Source organism: Duganella rivi, from assembly GCF_009857435.1.
Taxonomy (GTDB): Bacteria; Pseudomonadota; Gammaproteobacteria; order Burkholderiales; family Burkholderiaceae_D; genus Rugamonas; species Rugamonas rivi.
The window spans coordinates 314,887-336,011 of sequence record NZ_WWCK01000004.1; the positions used below are offsets into that span (position 1 = coordinate 314,887).

21 protein-coding genes, 2 tRNA genes and 2 pseudogenes are annotated in these 21,125 nt (G+C 63.1%); 8 read left to right on the forward strand and 17 right to left on the reverse strand.

Features of this window, described 5'->3' with window-relative positions; all coding sequences use genetic code 11:
- Window positions 1–108: 108 nt before the first annotated feature.
- Together GTP45_RS13855 and GTP45_RS13860 are read left to right on the forward strand one after the other, a co-directional pair.
- Window positions 109–873 carry an SDR family oxidoreductase gene (locus GTP45_RS13855; RefSeq protein WP_161014473.1) on the forward strand — a complete coding sequence of 255 codons (765 nt, stop codon included), beginning with the start codon at window positions 109–111 and terminating at the stop codon, window positions 871–873.
- A 3-nt stretch (window positions 874–876) separates the two neighbouring features.
- Window positions 877–2,061: an MFS transporter gene (locus GTP45_RS13860; RefSeq protein ID WP_161014474.1), complete on the forward strand. Its 1,185-nt coding sequence runs from the start codon at window positions 877–879 to the stop codon at window positions 2,059–2,061.
- Between the two features lie 74 nt (window positions 2,062–2,135).
- Here the strand turns inward: GTP45_RS13860 and GTP45_RS13865 are convergent, their stop codons facing one another.
- Entirely contained in the window at window positions 2,136–2,813 is a 678-nt protein-coding gene (locus tag GTP45_RS13865) for an SDR family oxidoreductase (RefSeq protein WP_371874452.1), read from the reverse strand.
- Between GTP45_RS13865 and GTP45_RS13870 the strand changes: the two are divergent.
- Window positions 2,793–3,404 (forward strand): annotated as a pseudogene (locus GTP45_RS13870) (aminotransferase class I/II-fold pyridoxal phosphate-dependent enzyme); the annotation flags it as partial. The gene GTP45_RS13865 and the pseudogene GTP45_RS13870 overlap by 21 nt on opposite strands.
- A gap of 51 nt (window positions 3,405–3,455) precedes the next feature.
- Here GTP45_RS13870 and GTP45_RS13875 read toward each other — a convergent pair.
- The 9 genes and pseudogenes from GTP45_RS13875 to cysS all read right to left on the reverse strand — a co-directional run bounded on the left by GTP45_RS13875 (window position 3,456) and on the right by cysS (window position 10,760).
- Window positions 3,456–3,548 (reverse strand) — tRNA-Ser (locus GTP45_RS13875).
- 96 nt (window positions 3,549–3,644) lie between these two features.
- On the reverse strand, window positions 3,645–4,175 hold the full coding sequence (locus GTP45_RS13880; RefSeq protein ID WP_267876200.1) for a tyrosine-type recombinase/integrase: 531 nt from the start codon (window positions 4,173–4,175) through the stop codon (window positions 3,645–3,647).
- Window positions 4,176–4,259: 84 nt separating this feature from the next.
- Window positions 4,260–4,442 (reverse strand): annotated as a pseudogene (locus tag GTP45_RS29315) (phage integrase central domain-containing protein); the annotation flags it as partial.
- 94 nt (window positions 4,443–4,536) lie between these two features.
- Window positions 4,537–4,629, reverse strand: a tRNA-Ser gene (locus GTP45_RS13885).
- Between the two features lie 101 nt (window positions 4,630–4,730).
- Window positions 4,731–5,978 carry an aspartate kinase gene (locus GTP45_RS13890; RefSeq protein WP_161014477.1) on the reverse strand — a complete coding sequence of 416 codons (1,248 nt, stop codon included), beginning with the start codon at window positions 5,976–5,978 and terminating at the stop codon, window positions 4,731–4,733.
- A 144-nt stretch (window positions 5,979–6,122) separates the two neighbouring features.
- A complete protein-coding gene (tilS, locus tag GTP45_RS13895; protein ID WP_161014478.1) occupies window positions 6,123–7,514 on the reverse strand; it encodes a tRNA lysidine(34) synthetase TilS in 1,392 nt (463 codons plus the stop codon).
- Window positions 7,515–7,663: 149 nt separating this feature from the next.
- Window positions 7,664–8,638 carry an acetyl-CoA carboxylase carboxyltransferase subunit alpha gene (locus tag GTP45_RS13900; protein ID WP_161014479.1) on the reverse strand — a complete coding sequence of 325 codons (975 nt, stop codon included), beginning with the start codon at window positions 8,636–8,638 and terminating at the stop codon, window positions 7,664–7,666.
- A gap of 84 nt (window positions 8,639–8,722) precedes the next feature.
- Window positions 8,723–9,370: a DNA-3-methyladenine glycosylase family protein gene (locus GTP45_RS13905; protein WP_161014480.1), complete on the reverse strand. Its 648-nt coding sequence runs from the start codon at window positions 9,368–9,370 to the stop codon at window positions 8,723–8,725.
- A 1-nt stretch (window position 9,371) separates the two neighbouring features.
- Window positions 9,372–10,760, reverse strand: a complete 1,389-nt coding sequence (cysS, locus tag GTP45_RS13910; protein WP_161014481.1) for a cysteine--tRNA ligase — start codon at window positions 10,758–10,760, stop codon at window positions 9,372–9,374.
- Between the two features lie 209 nt (window positions 10,761–10,969).
- On the opposite strand from cysS, the gene GTP45_RS13915 reads away from it, so the two are divergent.
- From GTP45_RS13915 to GTP45_RS13930, 4 genes are read left to right on the forward strand one after another with little or no spacing between them, the layout of a single operon-like run.
- A complete protein-coding gene (locus GTP45_RS13915) occupies window positions 10,970–11,557 on the forward strand; it encodes a peptidylprolyl isomerase (RefSeq protein WP_161014482.1) in 588 nt (195 codons plus the stop codon).
- A 44-nt stretch (window positions 11,558–11,601) separates the two neighbouring features.
- Window positions 11,602–12,096, forward strand: coding sequence for a peptidylprolyl isomerase (locus GTP45_RS13920; protein ID WP_161014483.1), 495 nt, complete (start codon window positions 11,602–11,604; stop codon window positions 12,094–12,096).
- A gap of 3 nt (window positions 12,097–12,099) precedes the next feature.
- Window positions 12,100–12,855, forward strand: coding sequence for a UDP-2,3-diacylglucosamine diphosphatase (locus GTP45_RS13925; RefSeq protein WP_161014484.1), 756 nt, complete (start codon window positions 12,100–12,102; stop codon window positions 12,853–12,855).
- An 8-nt stretch (window positions 12,856–12,863) separates the two neighbouring features.
- The gene (locus tag GTP45_RS13930) at window positions 12,864–13,619 is read left to right on the forward strand and encodes a substrate-binding periplasmic protein (protein ID WP_166454624.1); all 756 of its coding nucleotides are present in this window, start codon (window positions 12,864–12,866) and stop codon (window positions 13,617–13,619) included.
- A gap of 2 nt (window positions 13,620–13,621) precedes the next feature.
- On the opposite strand, the gene GTP45_RS13935 is transcribed toward GTP45_RS13930, so the two are convergent.
- The 3 genes from GTP45_RS13935 to GTP45_RS13945 form a co-directional block, all read right to left on the reverse strand.
- The gene (locus GTP45_RS13935) at window positions 13,622–14,374 is read right to left on the reverse strand and encodes a tetratricopeptide repeat protein (protein ID WP_161014486.1); all 753 of its coding nucleotides are present in this window, start codon (window positions 14,372–14,374) and stop codon (window positions 13,622–13,624) included.
- A gap of 53 nt (window positions 14,375–14,427) precedes the next feature.
- Window positions 14,428–14,937 carry a DUF6622 family protein gene (locus GTP45_RS13940; protein WP_166454625.1) on the reverse strand — a complete coding sequence of 170 codons (510 nt, stop codon included), beginning with the start codon at window positions 14,935–14,937 and terminating at the stop codon, window positions 14,428–14,430.
- Between the two features lie 195 nt (window positions 14,938–15,132).
- Window positions 15,133–15,678 (reverse strand): DUF1439 domain-containing protein, encoded by a 546-nt coding sequence (locus GTP45_RS13945; protein WP_161014487.1) that lies wholly within the window; start codon window positions 15,676–15,678, stop codon window positions 15,133–15,135.
- A 37-nt stretch (window positions 15,679–15,715) separates the two neighbouring features.
- On the opposite strand from GTP45_RS13945, the gene GTP45_RS13950 reads away from it, so the two are divergent.
- Window positions 15,716–16,450: a DUF72 domain-containing protein gene (locus GTP45_RS13950; RefSeq protein ID WP_161014488.1), complete on the forward strand. Its 735-nt coding sequence runs from the start codon at window positions 15,716–15,718 to the stop codon at window positions 16,448–16,450.
- Here GTP45_RS13950 and GTP45_RS13955 read toward each other — a convergent pair.
- The 4 genes from GTP45_RS13955 to GTP45_RS13970 are packed head-to-tail and all read right to left on the reverse strand — an operon-like array spanning window position 16,389 to window position 21,123.
- The gene (locus GTP45_RS13955) at window positions 16,389–18,299 is read right to left on the reverse strand and encodes a hybrid sensor histidine kinase/response regulator (protein ID WP_161014489.1); all 1,911 of its coding nucleotides are present in this window, start codon (window positions 18,297–18,299) and stop codon (window positions 16,389–16,391) included. The two genes, GTP45_RS13950 and GTP45_RS13955, sit on opposite strands and share 62 nt — an antisense overlap.
- 15 nt (window positions 18,300–18,314) lie before the next feature.
- Complete coding sequence (locus tag GTP45_RS13960; protein WP_161014490.1) at window positions 18,315–19,646, reverse strand: ATP-binding protein; 1,332 nt, start codon at window positions 19,644–19,646, stop codon at window positions 18,315–18,317.
- Entirely contained in the window at window positions 19,643–20,668 is a 1,026-nt protein-coding gene (locus GTP45_RS13965; protein ID WP_161014491.1) for an ATP-binding SpoIIE family protein phosphatase, read from the reverse strand. The genes GTP45_RS13960 and GTP45_RS13965 overlap by 4 nt, the downstream gene beginning before the upstream one ends.
- On the reverse strand, window positions 20,656–21,123 hold the full coding sequence (locus GTP45_RS13970; protein ID WP_161014882.1) for an anti-sigma regulatory factor: 468 nt from the start codon (window positions 21,121–21,123) through the stop codon (window positions 20,656–20,658). The genes GTP45_RS13965 and GTP45_RS13970 overlap by 13 nt, the downstream gene beginning before the upstream one ends.
- Window positions 21,124–21,125: the final 2 nt, after the last annotated feature.

The window sequence follows — 21,125 nt, forward strand, 5'->3', positions numbered from 1 at the left end:
TTTTCGGGTAGAAAGCCAAATGTCCTAAATTGCGTTAATTACGTCACAGCGGACATCACAAAATGATCGAGAATGACTCATCACTTCACCTGAACCGAAAGGCAAATCATGAAAACCAGCGGCAATACCATCTTCATCACCGGCGGCACCTCGGGCATCGGTCGCGGCATCGCCGAAGCGTTTCACAAGCAAGGCAACCAGGTGATCATCAGCGGCCGCCGCAAGGCACTGCTGGACGAAGTCACCAAGGCCAACCCCGGCATGCAGAGCGTCGAACTGGACATCCAGGACCCGCAGCAGATCAAGGCCGTGGCGGCGCAACTGGTGACGGATTTCCCCAAGCTGAACGTGCTGTTCAACAACGCCGGCATCATGCCGTTTGACGACGCCGCCGGCGAGATCGACGACGCCACCGCGGTCGCCACCATCAACACCAACCTGCTCGGCCCGGTACGCATGACCTCGGCCCTGCTGCCGCACCTGAAGCAGCAGGAAGGCGCGACCGTGATCCACAATTCCTCGGTCTTGGCGTTCGTGCCGCTGGCCAGCACCGCGGTCTACTCGGCCACCAAGGCGGCGATCCACTCGTATGCGCTGTCGCAGCGTTTCATGCTGGCCGGCAGCGGCGTGCAGGTGGTGGAAATTGCCCCGCCGTGGGTCGACACCGACCTGGTTTACAAGAGCGGCGACAGCCGCGCCATGCCGCTGCCCGACTTTGTGGCCGCCACCATGGCCGGCCTGGCCGCCGGCAAGGATGAGGTGTACGTCGAGGCGATCCAGGCGCTGCGCGACAACCCGGGCTCGGGCGAGCACGGCTTCGTCACCGCCTTCAACCAGTCGCTCAAAGACAACCCGATCCCGGTCGGACACTAAGCCATGCGCGCGGTCCCATCGCACGCCGTACTGCCGCTCCGATCGCTGAGCCTGGCTTATTTTGTGCAGGCCACGGGCGCCCTGTCCGTGGTCGGCAGCCTGGCCGCAATCGCCGGAGAATGGGGCCTGAGCGAGACCCAGGCCGCGCTGCTGGTCACCGTGTTCGGCGTCACCTTTGCCGTCGCCGCGCCGCTGCTGCAGGTGGCCTTCGGCCATCTGCCACGGCGGCGCCAGGTGTTGATCGGCCTGTCGCTGTTCAGCAGCGCCGCGCTGCTGTTCGCGCTGGCGCCGAACTATCCTGCCTTGTTGTCGGCACGCGTGGCGATGGGCCTTGGTGCAGCGCTGATCGGCCCGGCACTGGGCGCGCTTGCCGCCGGATTGGTGGAACCACCGCAACAGGGTAGCGCCATCGCCATGGTCCTGCTGGGCCTGAGCCTGGCCGGCCTGCTGGGCATGCCATTGGCGGCTTGGGTGGCGCATGCCTGGGGCGCGCGCGCCTTGTTTCTGCTGATAGGTGCAATGGGCATCGGCACCGCCCTGCTGCTGCGCGGCGTGCTGCCGCGCCAGGACGGCGCCCCGGCGGTGTCGCTGGCGACGCTGGGACGGGCGCTGGCCGATCCGCTGCTGCTGCCAGGCTATCTGGTGGTGTTCTTTATCGCCAGCGCGGTATATGCGACCTATGCCTTCATCGCCCCCTTCATTCGCGACGTATTCCACGGCGGCGCCCATACGGTCTCGGCGGGACTGACGGTGCTGGGCGTGGCGGGCGTGCTGGACAATCTGTTTGTGGTGCGGGCCGCGCGCCAGCACAGCGCCAACACCATGCTGCTGGCCGGCATTGGCTTGCTGGCGCTCGACCTGCTACTGCTGATGCTGGCCCCACCCTCGCTGGCAGTGTTGTTCGCAGCGCTGCTGTTATGGGCGTTTGCCACCGACATCGTATGGCCATCACAACAACGGCGCATCGTTGCACTGTCGGTCGAATTGCGCGGCGTGGCGCTGGCGCTGACGGCGTCGTTTGTGTTCGCCGGCATCGCGTTCGGCTCGGCCCTCGCCGGTCCGTTATATGTGCATTTCGGCTTCCACGCCAATCTGCTTGCTTCACTCGGCCTGCTGCTACTGGCGACAGCCTGCTTGCTGCTGCCGTTCAATAAACCCAGCCAAGCAGGCCCCGCCCGGTCCAGCTAGGGGCAGCTGCGTTCCTGCTCCGGCGCCTGGAGAAAATCGCAACCGTGCCTGGTGCCGATGACCGCCCCTGCAATTCACAGCGATAATTTGCCGACCGAGGCGCCGCCGTCGGCAAACAGGGTCTGTCCGGTGATAAAGCCGGCCTGCTCCGACAGCAGGAAGGCCACGGCGGCGGCCACCTCGTCAGGCTTGCCAAAGCGGCCCATCGGGACGGCCGCCAGGAAGCGCCGCTCCGCCTCGCTGCCCACTGGCGTATTCTGGCGGAACAATTCCGTCTCGGTGGGACCGGGCGCCACGCTGTTGACGGTAATCCCGGTACGCGCCAGTTCCAGCGCCCAGGTGCGGGTAAAACTGATCATCGCGCTCTTGGAGGCGGCGTACGCGGTGCGCTCGGCCATCCCCAGCGCGACCAGGCTGGACATGTTGATGATGCGGCCCCAGCCGCGCTCGCACATGCCGGGCAACACCGCTTGCACGATCTGCACCGTCGGGCGCAGATTGAGCCGGAGCGTGTCGTCGAGGTCGGCGAGATCGATGTCGCCGATGCGGGCGAGCCGCACAAAGCCGACATTGTTGACCACGCCATCAATGGCGTGCTCGCGGCACAGGGCGCCGAGTGCGCGCGCGGTGGCCTGCTCATCGCTCAGGTCGACGCTGTGCAGGATGCCCGGAAAGCCGGGGGCGCTGACGTCGCGCGCCAGGCCGATCACCAGGTGGCCTTGCGCGGCCAGTTGCTCGAATGGGCGCGGCACAACGAGGCCTGGATTGTCGAGGATGATTATCTGAGCGAGCTGCAGCTGCAGGGACGGGCCGCGCCGGCGCTCGCCTCGCTGGACAACAGCGGCCGGGTGCTGCACATCGGCAGCTTCAGCAAGACCATCAGCCCGGCCTTGCGCCTCGGCTTCGTGGTGGTGCCGCCGGCGCTTGAGGATCGCTTTGGCGAGCTGGCCGCCTGCCTGGCGCCCGCGCCGGCCTCGGTCATCCAGTTTGCCGTCGCCAGCCTGCTACGCGAGGGACATTACCTGCGGCACCTGCGCCGCATGAAGCGGGTGTATGCCGAGCGGCGCCAGGCCTTGCTGCGCTGCCTGCACGAGGAGGCGGCGGGCGCGCTGGAGGTGCAGGCCACCGCCGGCATGGCGGTCGTCACGCGCCTGCGCGCCGACGCGCCGGACACCGACATCGCGCTGCGCGCCCTGCCCTTCGGCCTGGCGCCGGCGCCGCTGTCGCCCTGGTACGTCCACGCCCCGCAACCGCGCGGACTGCTGCTGGGCGTGACCAATGTGGACGCGCGCCGCCTGAGCGCCGATTGCCGGCGGCTGGCGGAACTGGTGCGCCAGGCCTGAGGCCAAAAAAAAACCGCTGGCCCATGCAGGTACCAGCGGTTTCCTTGATTCTGGCGGAAACGGTGGGATTCGAACCCACGATACAGGTTTTGCCCGTATGCTTCCTTAGCAGGGAAGTGCCTTCGGCCACTCGGCCACGTTTCCAAGTCGATTGCTCAACTTGTCTCCCATGAGTGGATGGGCAGACCGGCAACATGGTATAGATTGAAACGCGTTTGGTCAAGGTACAGCGGAACAGTTTCAGCAGGACGCTTTCCCGCAACAGTAATCCGCCCATGCCTGCATCAGGGCAACGCGCTTGGCAAACAGGTCCCCGCGCTGATAGGCCGCCTCTACCCGGTCCGCTAACTGGTGGGCCAGCGCATGCTCGCAAACCTCGCGCGCAAAGTTATTGCCCGGCGCCTCTGCGCACCAGTCGCGGAACGCGGAACGGAAGCCGTGAACCGTGATCGATGGCCGCCCCATGCGGCGCAGCACCGCCGTCCGACTCATGTCGGACAGTGGCTGGTTCTTTTGTCCCGGGAACAGCAGCCCCTCCTGCTGCGGGAGGCTGCACAGCAGTCCAGTCGCCGCGTCCGACAGCGGCACCCGGTGCTCTTTGCCCGCTCTCATTCTGGCGGCCGGCACGATCCAGAGATGCCGCCCAAGACTGATTTCCTCCCAGCGTGCCCCGCGCACCTCGCCAGAGCGCGCCGCCGTCAGGATGGCAAACTCGAGCGCCCGCGCTGAGGTGCCCTCGCGCCGGCGCAACTCGGCCATGAAGGCCGCCATCTCCGTCCACGGGAGCGCAGGGAAGTTCCTGACTGGCGCCACCTTGTTCGGATTGGCCAGAAGGAATTCCAGATGCCCGCGCCAGCGGGCCGGGTTCTCCCCCTGGCGCAACCTGCTCACGGTCGCCCAGTCAAGAATACTTTCAATCCGCCCGCGCAGACGCGTGGCCGTTTCCGTTTTGATCGTCCAGATCGGTGCCAGTATCCTGACGATGTGATCCGTCTCGATCGCCGACACCTGCAGCGCACCGATCACCGGCGAGACATAGGTGGCAAGGGTACTTCACTGGACAGTAAAAACGCCGTTTCTCCTATGAGAAGGCCGAAATGAAAAAACCCGCCGAAGCGGGTTTTAGGTGTTATGGCGGAGACGGTGGGATTCGAACCCACGATACAGGTTTTGCCCGTATGCTTCCTTAGCAGGGAAGTGCCTTCGGCCACTCGGCCACGTCTCCTAGTCGATTGCTCAACTATGTCCGCCGTGAAGCAGACGACCGCCATAGTATAGACCGTGACTCATTTGGTCAAGGCAACTACAGCGGTTTTTTTGAAAAAATTATGCCTTTTCCAATTCGAACGCTTTGTGCAGCGCGCGCACGGCCAGTTCCATGTATTTCTCGTCAATCAGCACGGAAATTTTGATTTCCGAAGTCGAGATCATCATGATGTTGATGCCCTCTTCCGACAAGGTACGGAACATCTGCGATGCCACGCCCACGTGCGAACGCATGCCCACGCCCACCACCGAGATTTTCGACACTTTGGCGTCGCCAGTCACGCTGGCCGCGCCCAGGGCTTCCTTGGTGCTGTTCAGCACGTCCACGGCGCGCTGGTAGTCGTTGCGCGAGACGGTGAAGGTGAAGTCGGTTTTGCCGTCGACCGACTGATTCTGGATGATCATGTCGACTTCGATGTTGGCGTCGGCCACTGGGCCGAGGATGTGGTAGGCCACGCCTGGACGGTCTGGCACGCCCAGCACGGTGATTTTGGCTTCATCGCGGTTGAACGCGATACCGGAGATGACTGCTTGTTCCATGTGTGTATCTTCCTCAAACGAGATCAGGGTGCCGGAGTTGGCTTCTTCTTCGATGTCCAGCATCGGGTCGGTCAGCGACGACAGAACGCGGGTCGGCACGCGGTAGTTACCGGCGAATTCAACCGAACGGGTCTGCAGCACTTTCGAGCCCAGCGACGCCAGTTCCAGCATTTCTTCAAAGGTGATCGCCTTCAGGCGGCGCGCTTCCGACACCACGCGCGGATCGGTCGTATAAACGCCGTCGACGTCGGTGAAGATCAGGCATTCATCAGCCTTCATCGCGGCGGCAATCGCCACGGCCGAGGTGTCCGAGCCGCCACGGCCCAGGGTGGTGATGTTGTCTTCGTCATCCACGCCCTGGAAGCCGGTGATGATGACGATTTTGCCGTCGTCGAGGTCGCGATTGACTTTCTCGTTGTCGATCGACTGAATACGGGCCTTGGTGTAAGCGGAATCGGTTTTAATCGCGACTTGCCAGCCGGCGTAAGCGACGGCTTTCTTGCCAATCGCTTGCAGCGCCATCGACAGCAGGCCGACGGACACTTGTTCGCCGGTCGAGGCGATCATGTCCAGTTCGCGTGGATCTGGCTGGGCTTGAATTTCTTTGGCCAAGGCGATCAGGCGGTTGGTCTCGCCCGACATTGCCGACGGCACCACCACGATGCGGTGTCCGGCGTCATGCCACTTGGCGACACGCCGCGCGACGTTCTTGATACGGTCCGTCGAACCCATCGACGTACCGCCATATTTGTGCACGATTAAAGCCATAACAGTGAGTTTTCCGCTCAAATAAAGGTAAATGGAACCCTAAACTCTACCTGCCGCAGTGCAAAATAACAAGTCGAAAAACTCATAAAGTCATACCGAATAGACATATCTACATACAAAATTCGGCAGAAAGCGGCCTCATGTCTATACAGCTTGCCAGCGCAGCCGCACCCGCCCTGCCCCGCTGCTGACGTGCTGGCAATCCATGCCGATGCCGGCCGCAAACAGCAAGTCCTTGGCAGATTTAACTACTGGCAGGCGGCCGCGCTCCCATGCCGGGATGTTCAGCGCCTGGTAGTGGTATTTGACCGGACGCGTGGAACGGTTCGGCGCCAGCTTGAGTTTTTCGCCGCCGCGGCGGAATTCGATCAGCAGTTTTTGCGCGCGCAGCCAGTCGGGATCGAAGCCGTCGTCGGCTGGTTCAAAATGCAACACGCCGCCGTAGGCTGGGAAGGCCAGTTCGGTTTCACCGTTCCAGGTGAAATCGGTGCCGGGCTTGTCGTCGAACTGGTCTTCGCGCGTGCCTTCGAGGTCTGCCAGTTTCGGCGTCAGGTGCAGGCGGTCGCGGTAGCGGCGCACGTGGCAGTCCGGGTGCGTGACCAGCAGCTGGGCATCGTACTTGGCTTCCAGTAACTGGGTCAGCATTTCGGCCAGCCAGGCGGTGCTTGGCATGCTGTAGCCGCGCGTGGCGAACCAGTGGCGCAGCAGGTTGTAGCTGCGGTCTTGGCTCAGCGCGCGCAGCTTGCTGATGTCGATGTGGTCGCCGTCCAGCGTGGCGGCGAGGTCTTGTTCGGCCAGTTCGGTCAGCAGGCGGGTCGCCGATTGCGCGTGCTGTGCGCTGCGGGCGAAGCGTTCCTGGAAGCCGGGGAAGTGCTGCTCCAGCGCCGGCATCACCGTGTGGCGCAGCGCGTTGCGGGCGTAGCGCGGGTCGTCGTTGGATTCGTCGTGGATGTGGCTGATGTTGTGCTGGGCCACGTAGCTTTCCAGCTGCTTGCGCGAGACCGGCAGCAGCGGGCGCGCCATGACCAGGCTGGCGTTTTGCAGCAGGCTGGCTGCGGTGTTGGCGGCGTCCATGCCGGACAGGCCGGCCGGGCCGGAGCCGCGCAGCAGTTGCAGCAGGACGGTTTCGGCTTGGTCGTCCTGATGGTGGGCGGTTAGCAGTAGCGCGACGTTGTGCTCGGCGCATAGGGCGCCTAGGGCGGCGTAGCGGGCTTTGCGGGCGGCGGCTTCGGTGCCGGTTTTCTTGGCGTCTTGCAGCTGGATCCGGCGAGCCGCGAAGGTGATGCCGAGGGCTGCGCATTGCTGCTCGCAGTGGGCCAGCCAGGCGTCGGCGTTCGGACTGAGGCCGTGGTGGACGTGGAAGGCGTGCAAGGTGACGCCGTGGGCCTTGGCGTAGGCGTGGGCGAGGTGCAGCAGGGCCGACGAGTCCAGTCCGCCGCTTAGCGCGACGGCGATGCGCGCGATACCCCCGCGCGCAAGGGCGCTGGCGACGGCGCTGTTAAAGGTGGACTCGAGAGTGGGCTTCTGCTGCTTCAATGGTGACTCCAAATGCGAACCGGGAGCATCGCTCCCGGTTCTGTGTGATTTCTTTGCGCCTTAACCCTAGGCAAAAAGGGGTCTGACCCCGTACGGGGTCAGACCCCGGCTTGCGGTGAGCGGGTTCTTACTCACGGTGTGCGGGGTGGTTACTCCTGCGGCGTGGTTTCTTTGAACTTGCCGTAGCTCATCAGCTTCTCGTGACGGGCTTCCAGCAGGTCTTTGGTTTTCATGCCGTGGAACTGGCGCAGCGAGTCGGCCAGTGCGCGTTTCAGCAACGTCGCCATCTGCTTCGGATCGCGGTGTGCGCCGCCCAGCGGTTCGCTGACGATCTTGTCGATCAGGCCAATCGCTTTCAGACGGTGCGCGGTCAGGCCCAGCGCTTCCGCCGCATCCGCAGCGCGCTCCGAGGTCTTCCACAGGATCGATGCGCAGCCTTCCGGCGAGATCACCGAGTAGGTCGCGTATTGCAGCATCAGCACCGAGTCGGCCACGGCAATCGCCAGCGCGCCGCCGGAACCACCTTCGCCGATGATGGTGGCGATCAGCGGCACTTTCAGTTCCGCCATCACGTACAGGTTGTGGCCGATCGCTTCCGACTGGCCGCGCTCTTCCGCGTCGATGCCAGGGAAGGCGCCCGGCGTATCCACGAAGGTAAATACCGGAATACCAAACTTCTCAGCCAGTTTCATCAGGCGCATCGCCTTGCGGTAGCCTTCCGGCTTCGGCATGCCGAAGTTGCGCATGGCGCGCTCTTTGGTGTCGCGGCCCTTCTGGTGGCCAATCACCATGCAAGCCTGGCCGTTGAAACGAGCTAGGCCGCCAACCACCGACAGGTCGTCCGCATAGGTGCGGTCGCCGTGCAGTTCGTGGAAGTCGGTGAAGATTTCGTTCACATAGTCCATGGTGTATGGACGTTGCGGGTGACGCGCAATTTGCGAAACTTGCCACGGCGTCAGCTTGGCGTAGATGTCTTTGGTCAGCTGCTGGCTTTTCTTTGCCAGACGGTCGATCTCCTCAGAGATGTCGACAGCGGAATCGTCTTGTACGAAGCGCAGTTCTTCGATTTTGCCGTCGAGTTCAGCAATAGGTTGCTCAAAATTGAGGAAAGTCGTTTTGGTCATTGTACCTCCGTGTTTGTTCTCAGCTGCGGCTTGTTTGCCCACTTTTGACGGGCACACAAATGCCTCGCGCAGCGATTAGAGTATCTATTCTACAGCAACCGGGTCGAGACTACGCCATAAATACCATGTGGCGACCGTGCGGTAGGGTTCCCAGTTGGCCGAAACCTCGCGCGCATCGCTGCGCGAGACCGGTTCGCCGGAGAAGTAATTCTGGCTGATGCCCTGGATTAAACCGGGGTCGTCGAGCGGTAAAACATTCGGTCGGAGCAGATTAAATATCAAAAACATCTCGGCTGTCCAGCGGCCGATGCCGCGAATCTGCGTCAATTCGGCGATCACCGCCTCGTCGTCCATTTGATCCCATTGGGCGGTGTGGACGCGCTTGTTCTTGAAATGGTCGGCCAGATCGAGGATATATTCGGTCTTGCGCTTGGACAGGCCGCAGGCCGCCAACTGCTCGGCGCCGGCCTTGATGATTTGCGCCGGCGTGCATTTCGGGCTGATGTCGAGCAGCTTTTTCCACGCCACGTCGGCCACCTTGGCGGTCACCTGCTGGCCGACAATGGAACGGGCCAAGGTCGTGAACGGATCGTGATGGCCGCGCAGGTGCAGGTCGCCAAACTGGGGGATCAGCTTGTTCATGATGCGGTCGCGCTTCATGAGCTCAAGCTTGGCCTCCTCCCAGTATGGCGGCACGCCGCCCACGGCCTCAATATCCTTGGCGATGACCATGTTATGCGCGGCGCCAGTTGGTGGTGCCGTCGGGCTTGTCTTCGAGGATGATGCCCTGGGCCAGCAGGTCGGCGCGGATCTTGTCCGACTCGGCGAAGTTGCGGGCCTTCTTGGCTTCCGCGCGCTTGGCGATGGCTTCGTTGATCGCGGCATCGTCGCCGCCCTCGCCGCCGACCGACGCTTGCAGGAACTGCTGCGGCGTGCGATCCAGCAGGCCGATCACGGCGGCCAAGCCTTTCAGTTGGCGCGCCAGTACCGGCGATTTCGACTTGTTCAACTCGGTGACCAGGTCGAACAGCGCGGCCACTGCCAGCGGCGTGTTGAAGTCATCGTCCATCGCCTCGGCGAAGCGGGCGGCGTGTTCTTCTTGCCAGTCCAGCGGCTGGCCGTCGCCTTCCACGCCGTCCAGCGCGGTGTACAGGCGGGTCAGTGCGCCGCGTGCGTCGTCGAGGTGGGCGTCCGAGTAATTCAGCGGGCTGCGGTAGTGGGCGCGCAGGATGAAGAAGCGCACCACTTCGGCGTCGTACTTTTTCAGCACGTCGCGGATGGTGAAGAAGTTGCCCAGCGATTTGGACATTTTCTCGTTATCCACGCGCACGAAGCCGTTGTGCACCCAGTAGTTGACCATCTGGTGGCCGAACGCGCCTTCCGACTGCGCGATTTCGTTTTCGTGGTGCGGGAACTGCAAGTCCGCGCCGCCGCCGTGGATGTCGAAATGCTCGCCGAGCAGCGCCGAGCACATGGCCGAGCACTCGATGTGCCAGCCCGGACGGCCCTTGCCCCATTTGGAATCCCACTTCACTTCTTCCGGCTCGGATTCTTTCGATGCTTTCCACAGCACGAAGTCGAGCGGATCGCGCTTGCCGGTGTTGACGTCCACGCGCTCGCCGGCGCGCAGGTCGTCCAGCGACTTGCCCGACAGTCGGCCATATTGCGGGAAATTGCGCACCGCGTAGTTGACGTCGCCGTCGTCGCTCTTGTAGGCCAGGTCTTTCGATTCCAGCTGCTCGATCAGCGCCAGCATTTGCGGCACATACTCGGTGGCGCGCGGCACCAGCGTTGGCGGCAGGATGCCGAGCGCGGTGGTGTCCTCGTCCATGTAGCGGGTAAAGCGGGTGGTCAGCTGCGAGATGGTCTCGCCGTTCTCGACCGCGCGCTTGATGATCTTGTCGTCGATGTCCGTGATGTTGCGGGCGTAGGTGACGTCGTAGCCGGAAGCCAGCAGCCAGCGGTACATGACGTCGAACGCCATCATCATGCGGGCGTGGCCGATGTGGCAGTAATCGTAGATGGTCATGCCGCAGACATACATGCGAACCTTGCCCGGTTCGATAGGTACGAATACTTGCTTGTCACGCGCCAGCGTGTTGTAAATCTTTAAATTGCTCATCGGACTCTTGCGTTTGCTGGGCCCTCAGGCAATACGACGACCCGGCGCGGCGTATGCGCCTGTCGTCATCGTGAGCCTGGGGAACCTTGGGAATGTTCTTGTTTCTACCTTCTAAGGGGTAGAATGGAACAAGTATAGCATTGATAAAAACAGCATAGGCCTGATCTGTAACGGGATTTTGCCTATTCAACATTACGCAAAGGTGACCGATGTATCAAAAACTGATGACCGCCCTCGCCGGCCTGACGCTCTCCGCCGCTGTGCTGGCCGCGCCCGCACCCACCCAGGTTGAACTCAAGACCACGATGGGCGATATCGTGCTGGAACTGAACCGCGAGAAGGCGCCGAAGTCGGTCGACAACTTCATCAACTATGTGAAGTCTGGTTTCTACAAAGGCACGATTTTCCACCGCGTGATTGACGGCTTCATGATTCAGGGCGGCGGCTACGATGAAAAACTCAAAGGCAAGCCGGTCAACAAGCCGGTGCCGATCGAGTCGAATAACGGCCTCAGCAACGTGAAGTACTCGCTGGCGATGGCGCGCATGGGCGATCCGAACTCGGCCACCTCGCAGTGGTTCATCAACGTCGAAGACAACACCCCGCTCGATTATCCGGGCCCGGACGGCTCCGGCGGCTACACCGTGTTCGGCAAGGTTGTGAAGGGTTTCGAAACCGTCGACAAGATCAAGGGCGTGCTGGTGGACGACAAAGGCATCTTCCAAAACATCCCGGTGATTCCGATCACCGTGAAGTCGGCAACGATTTTGAAGACACCGATCCAGCCAAAACAGTAAAATAGCGGCCTTGCCGTATTCCTCAACCAATTCAGGATAACAAAATGACCAAAGTAATCATCAAAACCAACCTGGGCACCATGACCGCCGAACTGGACGCGGAAAAAGCGCCGAAGACCGTTGCCAACTTCCTGGCCTACATGGAAGCCGGCCACTACACCAACACCATCTTCCACCGCGTGATCGACGGCTTCATGATCCAGGGCGGCGGTTTCGAGCCAGGCATGAAACAAAAGCCAGCCGACACCACCGTGGAAAACGAAGCCAAGAACGGCCTGAAAAACGATACCTACACCCTGGCCATGGCCCGCACCTCGGCGCCGCACTCGGCTTCGGCACAGTTCTTCATCAACGTGAAAAACAACTCCTTCCTGGACTACCCAGGCCAGGACGGCTGGGGCTACGCCGTGTTCGGCAAAGTGGTCGAAGGCACCGACGTTGTGGACGCCATCAAGAAAGTCAAAACCACCCGCAGCGGCATGTTCGCTGACGTGCCGGCGGAAGACGTGATCATCGAAAGCATCGAACTGGCTGCTTAATTTATGACTGCTGTCTGCGCGCTGTTCATCTCCGATCTGCATTTGCAGCCTGCGCATCCTGCAACCAGCAAGGCGTTCTTCGACTTCCTGGAGCGGCATGCGCGGCACGCGCAGCAACTGTATCTGCTCGGCGACTTGTTCGAGTACTGGGCCGGTGATGACGACATCACCGATCCCTATCATGCCGAGATCGTGGCGGCGCTGCGCGCTGTCAGCGATGCGGGCGTGGTGATCTACTGGATCGCCGGCAACCGCGATTTCCTCGTCGGCGCGCGCTTTGCCGAAGCGGCCAACGTGATCCTGCTGCCGGAAACCTGGGTCGCCGAGATCGGCGGCCACAAGGTCGTGGTGCTGCACGGCGATGCCCAATGCACCCAGGACACCAAGTACATGGAATTCCGCGCCATGGTGCGGCAGCCTGCGTGGCAGGCGCAATTCACCGCCATGCCGCTGGCGCAGCGCAAAGCCATCATCGCCGGCCTGCGCGCCGACAGCCGCAAGGAACAAAGCGGCAAATCCTACGACATCATGGACGTGACGCCGCAAGCGATTAGCGACGTGTTCGCCGAGACCGGCGCCGAGGTGATGATCCACGGCCATACCCACCGCCCTGCCCTGCACCACGTTGATGGCAAGCGCCGCTACGTGCTGCCCGACTGGGAGCCGGAAGCGGCACCGCCGCGCGGCGGCTGGATCGCCATCACCGACGACGGCGCCATCACGCGCTACGACCTCAACGGCGCAGCCATCAACGCATGAAACCGCGCATGCTGCTCGCCGGGCTGTGCGGCGCTCTCGCAAGCGGCGCGCTGATTGCGGCCGAGCCGCAACTCACCGTCGCATGGCGCGACAAGCCGCCCTACCACTACCTCGATAACGGCGTGCCGACCGGCTTCCTGCTGACGCGGGCACGCGCCATATTCGATAGCGCTGGCCTGAACGCGCGTTTCGTCAGCGAGCCGCAGAAGCGCATTTGGGCCAACTTCAAGCACGGCGCCACCAACTACTGCTCGATCAGCTGGTATCGCCTGCCTGAGCGCGAGGCAGTGGCGCAATTCAGCCAGCCGTTTCACGAAGACTTGCCGCACACCATACTGATCGCGCCAAGGGCAGCCGCGCGGGTGAAGGCGCATACCTCGCTCAATTCACTGCTGGCCGATCCGGCCTTGACGCTGGGGGTGGTGGAAGGCGTGTCGTATGGGCCGGTGCTGGATGCAAAGATCAAGACCAGCAGCAACACGGTAATGAGCCGGACGGTCGAAACCACGCAGATGATGCGCATGCTGACGGTGGGCCGCGCGTCGTATATATTTGTCGACCGCGAAGATTGGGAGTATTTCCAGCAGAAGGAAAAGCCGGGCCAGTCCATCCTCCACTACGACATGCCGGACATGCCGCCCGGCCTCAAGCGTCATATCGTGTGCAGCCGCGACGTACCGCAGGCAACCATGAACAAGCTGAATCAAGCGATTGCTGCGACCGGGGGCATATTCAACCCCGGCCACAGCCAGCCCGCCAAATAATCCTAGCGCTTAATCGCGGACATCGCCGTATTCAGGCGGCGCACTAACTGCTGGTTGAGGTCGCGGGTGTGGCGCGCCCAGCGCTCCATGGTGCGTTGCAGTTCGGCGTACAGCTGATTGGCCCTATCGGCATCTCCGACACCGGCCGCCCAGATGGCGAATTCCGCTTGCACTGCAAAACTGTTATGGCGGCTCAGCGCGTGCTCAAACTCGGCGCGCGCCTCATCCTGACGGCCGGCCGCGGCCAGCGCTTGCGCCAGCAGCAGCGACACTTGCTCGGGACGGAATTTATCATCGCTGCTGCGGATGGTTTGCAGGTGCGACACCGCCGCCGCTGCACGGCCGCTTGCCAGCGTAGCTTGCGCGGCGCCAAAGCGGATATCCAGATCGCCGGAGAACGGGCCTTGCAGGCAAGCCTCGTAAGTCGACGCCGCCTCTTCGGCGTTGCCGGCGGCCAGCAAGGCGCTGGCCAAACGCATCTGGTTCTGCGCGGTGGGCGTGAACTCGTAGGCATCGCGGGCTTCGCGCAGCTCGCGGCCCGGGTCGAGCGTCTTGGCCGCGACGGTGACGGCCTTGCGCGCGCCGTGCTGGATCTTCGAATTCGGCAGGTAAATCGCGAAGAAATACACAATGCTGCCGAGGCCGGGGAACAAGAACAAAATCACCACCCAGTACAACTGCTGACCGCTGCGGATAGCGTGGATGGCGAAGAAAATCGCCACCAGCACGTGCAATCCAACTCCAAAAATCTCCATGAGCTGCCTCTACAATCAAAATGAACCCAGATTGTAGAAGCTCTGGCCGTGCATCACAAGGCGGCCACAGGCGCAGGCTGGCGCAGGTAGGCAGCGGCGTAGCGCGCCAGGCGGCCGATGAACACGCCGTTAAACAGGCCGTACAGCACCGTCACGCCCAGCGAGCCCGGCAGGCTATGCACCAGCTCAGGGCGCATGACGCTGAGCACGCCGACAGTGTACTTGGTGATGAAAATGGCAACCATCAGCATCAACGGCGCCCAGCTGCCGCGCTGGTAGACGGTGCCGGCGGCGCGGTTGACGGCGATCTCGCCCTTGCTGAAGGTCCAGACCAGCGCCACGGCGACTACGACACCGGCTGCCCAAGCGGCCCAGACAGCCTCGCCCAGCACGCCGTGGGGGTTAATGCTGGTCAGCGCCAGCACCAGCATCACGCCCGGAATCAGCGACAGCTTCAGCAGCGACAGTTCGCGGTCCTGGCTGGCGAGATAGCCGCGGTACAGCAGAAAGGCCAGCAAAGCCCAAACGTAGACAGGGGTATGCGAGAGGATTTGCACGATCATGGTTGGCTCCGGTAAGTAAGTTACGATGGAGCCATGATGCGCGTTACGGACGCCAGGCGCAGCGCCATGCGACGAAATGCACCAGCCCGGCGCGAAATGCCGCCCACCAGCGCGAAATTCAGGGTCAGTTCTGCCATTGGTACATGAGCCCGTGTGCGATTGGCAGAACTGACCCCGGATTTCGCGGATTTCGAACTATTGCGCGGGCTGGAGCTTGGCGACTAGCGCGCCGGGGCGGGTGTCGATGCCGGTCAGCACGAACTGTACGCCGGCGTAGCGCAGCTCTTCCGGGCGGAAGCTGTGTACCGGCATGTCGCGGATGACTTTGTCGCTGAGCAGGTTGGCCACGCTGGCCAGCTGGTTTTGCTTGCCTTCGTCCAGGCCGGCGACGTTGAAACGGTCGACGTGGGCATCGGCAATGTAGATGGCATTGCTAAAACTGTCCACGCGCAGGCGGCCGGACACCACCATGCTGCCGCGCCACGATTGCCGCGCCAGCAGCAGCGTTACGCCAAGCTCGACGGTCAGCGCCACGCGGTCATTCTCCGCCAGGATCGCCAGTTGCGGATGGCTCAACTCCACCTCGAACACGCCCAGTACGCGCTGGTGCAGCGGGAACTTGCGCTCCAGGCTGGCCTGCAGCTTCTCCTGCGGCAAGCTCACCTCGCGCGGGCCGATCAGGGTGGCACAGGCCGCCAGCAACAGTGCAGCGGCGAATAGGGCATAGCGTTTAAGATTCATCAAACCATCCTTCAACAATACGGAACAGGCGCATTATATGACTCTGACGCGATTAGGTTGCGCCGGGTGGAGCATCAGCCGCGAGGCGGCGCCATCATTTGAAGGTGCCGGTAGTCACCTGGAGCGTTACGCCGCCGTATTCAACGCGGTCGAGATCAATTCCTCGTTCTACCGCCCTCACAAGCCGCAGACTTACGCGCGCTGGGCCGATAGCGTGCCGGACGAGTTCCGCTTCTCGGTCAAGCTGCCACGTAGCATCACGCACGATCAGCGCCTGCAAGATGCCGGGTCCTTGATTGATCGATTTGCAGCGGAAGCCAGCGCGCTGGGAAATAAACTCGGCTGCGTGCTGGTGCAGCTGCCACCCAGCCTAGGACTCGACACAGACGCGGCCGCAAGCGTCTTCCAGCAATTGCAGGGCCACTTCGACTGCATGCTGGCCTGTGAAGCGCGCCACGCCAGCTGGTTCAGCGACGAGGCCACTGCGTTGCTACGCGCACACCACATCACCCGCGTGATTGCCGATCCGCCAGCCGGCGCGCCAGGACGGTACGTCGCGACCACGGAGCAAGCCTATGTCCGCTTGCACGGCAGCCCGCGCATTTATTACTCGTCTTACGACGAGGCCTATCTGCGCAGCGTGGCCACGTGGCTGGCCGGCCGTGACGGCTGGTGCATCTTCGACAACACCGCCGCCGGCGCCGCCATTCTCAACGCGCTGCAGATGATGAAGCTTCAGGCCACAGCGCCCGTTCCAGTTCTTCATACTTAGCAGGCTTGACCAGGTGCACATCAAAGCCAGCCGCCCGCGTGCGCTCGCGGTCCTGGCTGGAACCGTAGCCGGTGTGGGCGATCAGGCGCATTCCCGCTAGCGCCGGCTCGGCGCGCAGCATGCGCGCCAGCATGTAGCCGTCGACCTCCGGCAAGCCCAAATCCAGCACGGCGGCGTCGGGATGATGGGCATGCGCCAGCGCAATGGCCTCGGCCGCGTTATTCGCTGTGTACACCTCGTGGCCCACGGTTTTCAACAGTTCGCCCATCACGCTAACGGAATCGACGTTATCGTCCACCAGCAGCAGTCGCCGCCCCGCAGGTGCCAGCGGCGCCGTGGCGTCCGGCCCGGCAGCCACGGCCGCGACGGCCGGCTGCAAAGGGAGCTCCACCACAAAAGTACTGCCCTTGCCGATGCCGTCACTCTGCACTTCCACCGTGCCGCCATGCATTTCCACCAGCGTCGATACCAGCGACAGGCCGATGCCCAGCCCGTCATGCACGCGATCCTGCGTCGAGGCGCCCTGCGCAAACATCTCAAAAATCCGCGCCAGGTTGTACGAGGTGATGCCAATGCCATTGTCGCTGACCGCGATACGCAGCCGATCCGGCTGCGGCAACGTGATCGCCAGCGCAATCTGCCCGCCGGGGTCGGTGAACTTGGCCGCGTTGTGCAGCAGGTTGCCGATGATTTGCGACAGCCGCACCGGATCGCCATTCAAGTGCACAGGCTGCGGCGGCAGCGTCACTGTCAGCGTGTGGCGGCGCGCATCAATCAGCGCTTTGACGGTTTCCACGGCCGGCTCCACCACCGTATGCAACTCGACATCCTGACGCCGCAGCGTCAGCTTGCCCTCCGAGATGCGCGCCACGTCCAGCAAGTCGTCGACCAAGTGCGATAAATGGCTGACCTGGCGCAGGATCACTTCACGCGCTTGCCGATGCGCCTCGCCGTTGGCTAGTGGCACGGTATTCATCAGCGTCACCGCATTGCGGATCGGACTGAGCGGATTGCGCAGCTCGTGCGCCAGGGTGGCGAGGAAGTCGTTCTTGTTCTCGTCCGCCGCCCGCAGCAAGCTTTCCATGTTCTTGCGCCCGCTGATGTCGCTGGTAATGCGGGCGATGCGGTACGGTTGCTGCTGATCGTCGCGCACCAGGAAAGCACGGTCACGTACCCAGCGGATCTTGCCATCGAGCGCCAGCCGGTACTCCTGATCGTAAAAGCCATTCTCCAGCACGCCCAGCCAGCCGTCTACTACCAGCGCACGGTCGTCGCCATGCACCGCCGCCACCCAGTCGTCCGGCGACTGCTGCAACTGCGCCAGCGGGCGGCCAAACAGGGGTTCGTAGGCCGGACTAGCGTAAAGCAGCTGCTGGTCGCCCAGGCCAAACATCCAGAACACATCATCAATATTGTCGGTCAGCTGGCGGAAGCGTTCTTCGCTGTTGCGCAACTCGGTCTGGGTACGTTGCAGGCGCAGCAGCGCATTGACATTGGCGATCAGCTCGTCCGCTTCTATCGGTGCGGCGAGGTAGTTATCGGCGCCGCCGTCGAGACCGCGAATCTTGTCGTCGCGGCCGATCAAGGCTGCCGAGGTTTGCAGCACCAGCACCGTGGCGGTCGAGACATCGGCCTTGATGCGGCGGCACACTTCGATGCCGCTGATATCGGGTAACTTGACGTCCAGCAGCACCAGCGCCGGCTTGGCCTTGCGCGCCAGTTCCAGCGCATCGGTGCCATTGGCGGCCTCGATCACCTGGAAGCCGGCACTCTGCAGGATGCGGGTTTTGACGTAGCGCGCGCCATCGTTATCATCCACATTGAGTATCAAAATTTCGCTAATGGCCATGGCAGCATCCCTGATTCATGGTGCGGTGGCGGGCAGCCGCAGGTAAAAAGTTGAGCCCTCGCCTTCGGCACTGCGCACATCAACCTCGCCGCCCAGCAGCGTGGCCAGCTTGCGGCACAACGGCAGTCCCAGCCCGGTGCCCTTGGCGCGGCGCTGCAAGGGATGGGCGACCTGGCTGAACTCTTCAAAGATCAGTTGCTGGTTTTCCGGGCTGATGCCGATGCCGCTATCGGTCACGGCAAACGTCACGCGGCCATCGGCCACGCCTTGCAACTCGACCAGCACCTGTCCCTGCTCGGTAAACTTGAGCGCGTTGGAAATGAAATTGCGCAGAATTTGTGTCAGCTTGCCTTCGTCGGATACCAGCGCCAGCGGCGCCGGCTCGGCAAATATCAGCTCGGTCTTGGCGTCGCGCGTCAGCGGCCGCAGCATGCCTTTCAAGGCACTGAACAGTTGGCCGACGTCGACCGGCGCCATGCTGATCTCGACTTTGCCGGCCTCGATCTTGGCCAGATCGAGCAAGTCATTGACCAGCTCCGACAGGTCGCCGGCGGCGCTGGCAATAAACGCCACCTGGCGCTCCTGCTCCGCCGTCAACGGGCCATCCATGCGGTCGAGCAAGAGCTGGGTCAGCGCCCGGATGGAGCTGAGCGGCGTGCGCAGCTCGTGGCTGGTATTTGACAGGAAGCGCGATTTCATCTCGTCGGCCTTGCGCAGCCGTTCGGCTTTTTCCTCGATCTCGGCATACAGCGCCACCACGCCACGGTTGGTGTCCTCCAGCTCGCGAGTCAGTTCCAGCAAGTCGTCCTGGCGCTCGCGCAGCTCGGCCAGCGCCTGCGCCAGTTCGCGGTTTTGCTGTTCGATTTCCGAGTAGGTGCTTTGCACCGGCATGCTGGCCAGCCGCGCGCCGACCTCGGCCAGATCGAGCGGCGCCTGGGCCTGCGGCGTCGGCAGCGTCTTGTTCATCACCACGTTCAGGGTGGCTGGCGTTGCGCTGACGATGCTGCATTCGTCCATCAGCCGTTGCGCGGTGAGCAGCGCCAGCTCCAGCTGCGGTAGGCCGGGTTCCGTCTCGGCGATGGGCAGCGCCCTCGGCGCGCCTTCGGCGGTAATCACCACCCGCAGTTGCGGCAGCTTGGCTTGCAGATTGACGGCAAAGGTGGCGCGCCCGCCGGTCAGGCGGCCATACGCGCAGCGCGCCACTTCCGACACCGAGGTGGCAATCCGCACCTGGTCCTGCACGCCGAAGTTGAGCATGCCGGCAATCTGCCGCGCGCGCTGGCGCACCGCCACCACGTCCGGCGCACTGTCGATGCCAACCTGGAGCAGGCGAACGAAGGCCATCATGGGCTCCCCGGCATGGCCAGCACCAGCACGCTGGCATCATCGCGCCCGCGCCCATGGTCGCGCAGCAGCACCACCGCAATGATGGCCGGCTCGCGCGACAGCAGGCCCGGATACTGGGCCAAGTCCCACTGCGTGCTGATGCCGTCGCTGGCCAGCACCACCAGCGCGCCGGCCGGACAAGGAAACTGCAACTCCTGCACCTTGCGCACGTTGTGGCCGACGATGCCGTTATGCGACATCAACTGGCGTCGCACGCCGTCGACATAAATGCTGGCCATGATGTTGCCGATGCCGGCAAACGCCAGTTGCTGGCTCGCCGGATGCAGCGTGGCGATCGCCAAGGCCGCGCCGCGCGTGGGCCGCAGCGCCGCGTGGCAAGCATCCATCAACAGGCCCGGCGGCTGCGCTGGCGACGCCTTCAGGGTAGCGATGGCGGCAGCCGCGGCCTTGGCGGCTTCCGGCCCATGGCCCAGCCCGTCGACCGCCAGCATGGTGATGCTGTCCGGCCGCTGGGCCACGGCCCAAGCGTCACCACTTTCCGTCTCGCCGGCAATCGACACGCACACGCCGCCATAGCGCGGCGGCAGGCTGGCCGGCATGGGGTCGCTCCACAAGCGCGCAAACACCAGCGTGCCCTTGCCCGGTGGCGCATACACGTCAAACTGGTCTGACAGCCGGCGAATCGCCCCCAGGCCGGTGCCCGCCGTGCCGGTACTGGAGACGCCATCCGTCATGGCCTGCTGCAAGTTGGCGATGCCCGGCCCCCGATCAACGGCCAGCACTTCGACACAGCGCCAGCCGGCATGGCTGGCAACCGACAGCAGCATGCTGCCCTCGCCTGCATGCTTGAGAATGTTGGTGGCCGCTTCGGTAACGACCAGCGCCAGTTGCCCGCTGCGCGTTTCGTTCATGCCTAATCGGTCCGCCAGGAGCTGGCCGCTGCGGCGCGCGGCGCCGACATCGCTTGCATGCTGGATCGCTATCCATTCAGCGGGATCGAGCGAACTGCTTAAATTTTCCATTTGATAATCGCTACCGCAGTGCCCTCGCCGGGGCGAGAATCAATATTGAAATCATCGGCCAGGCGCTTGGCGCCGCCCAGTCCCAAACCCAGTCCGCCACCGCTGGTATAACCATCGCGCAGCGCCAGTTCGATATCGGCGATACCGGGACCGTCGTCGGCAAACACCAGCCTGAGTCCGCTGCGCAAGCCATCGCTCAGGCGCTCCAGCAGCACCACGCCGCCGCCACCGTACTTGATGGTATTGCGCGCCAGCTCGCTGGCTGCCGTCACCAGCTTGGTTTGATCGACCAGGCTCAGTTTCATGGCCAGCGCATGCTCGCGCACCGCCTTGCGCACGCTCACCACGTGCTCGTCGGTTTCCAACGGCAGCACTTGATGCAGGTCCGCCCGGTCGGCATAGTGGGTCAGCAACGGCGAACGGTAGCGGCTAAGGTCTGGTGTCGCGGTAGGCATCA

Bases quoted from the DNA above. Each gene is read 5' to 3' on its own strand.
- GTP45_RS13855 (WP_161014473.1), top strand. From the start codon at position 109: ATGAAAACCAGCGGCAATACCATCTTCATCACCGGCGGCACCTCGGGC.
- GTP45_RS13860 (WP_161014474.1), top strand. From the start codon at position 877: ATGCGCGCGGTCCCATCGCACGCCGTACTGCCGCTCCGATCGCTGAGC.
- GTP45_RS13880 (WP_267876200.1), bottom strand. From the start codon at position 4,175: ATGGCGGCCTTCATGGCCGAGTTGCGCCGGCGCGAGGGCACCTCAGCG.
- GTP45_RS13890 (WP_161014477.1), bottom strand. From the start codon at position 5,978: ATGGCTTTAATCGTGCACAAATATGGCGGTACGTCGATGGGTTCGACG.
- GTP45_RS13900 (WP_161014479.1), bottom strand. From the start codon at position 8,638: ATGACCAAAACGACTTTCCTCAATTTTGAGCAACCTATTGCTGAACTC.
- GTP45_RS13905 (WP_161014480.1), bottom strand. From the start codon at position 9,370: ATGGTCATCGCCAAGGATATTGAGGCCGTGGGCGGCGTGCCGCCATAC.
- cysS (WP_161014481.1), bottom strand. From the start codon at position 10,760: ATGAGCAATTTAAAGATTTACAACACGCTGGCGCGTGACAAGCAAGTA.
- GTP45_RS13915 (WP_161014482.1), top strand. From the start codon at position 10,970: ATGTATCAAAAACTGATGACCGCCCTCGCCGGCCTGACGCTCTCCGCC.
- GTP45_RS13920 (WP_161014483.1), top strand. From the start codon at position 11,602: ATGACCAAAGTAATCATCAAAACCAACCTGGGCACCATGACCGCCGAA.
- GTP45_RS13925 (WP_161014484.1), top strand. From the start codon at position 12,100: ATGACTGCTGTCTGCGCGCTGTTCATCTCCGATCTGCATTTGCAGCCT.
- GTP45_RS13930 (WP_166454624.1), top strand. From the start codon at position 12,864: ATGCTGCTCGCCGGGCTGTGCGGCGCTCTCGCAAGCGGCGCGCTGATT.
- GTP45_RS13935 (WP_161014486.1), bottom strand. From the start codon at position 14,374: ATGGAGATTTTTGGAGTTGGATTGCACGTGCTGGTGGCGATTTTCTTC.
- GTP45_RS13940 (WP_166454625.1), bottom strand. From the start codon at position 14,937: ATGATCGTGCAAATCCTCTCGCATACCCCTGTCTACGTTTGGGCTTTG.
- GTP45_RS13945 (WP_161014487.1), bottom strand. From the start codon at position 15,678: ATGAATCTTAAACGCTATGCCCTATTCGCCGCTGCACTGTTGCTGGCG.
- GTP45_RS13950 (WP_161014488.1), top strand. From the start codon at position 15,716: ATGACTCTGACGCGATTAGGTTGCGCCGGGTGGAGCATCAGCCGCGAG.
- GTP45_RS13955 (WP_161014489.1), bottom strand. From the start codon at position 18,299: ATGGCCATTAGCGAAATTTTGATACTCAATGTGGATGATAACGATGGC.
- GTP45_RS13960 (WP_161014490.1), bottom strand. From the start codon at position 19,646: ATGATGGCCTTCGTTCGCCTGCTCCAGGTTGGCATCGACAGTGCGCCG.
- GTP45_RS13965 (WP_161014491.1), bottom strand. From the start codon at position 20,668: ATGGAAAATTTAAGCAGTTCGCTCGATCCCGCTGAATGGATAGCGATC.
- GTP45_RS13970 (WP_161014882.1), bottom strand. From the start codon at position 21,123: ATGCCTACCGCGACACCAGACCTTAGCCGCTACCGTTCGCCGTTGCTG.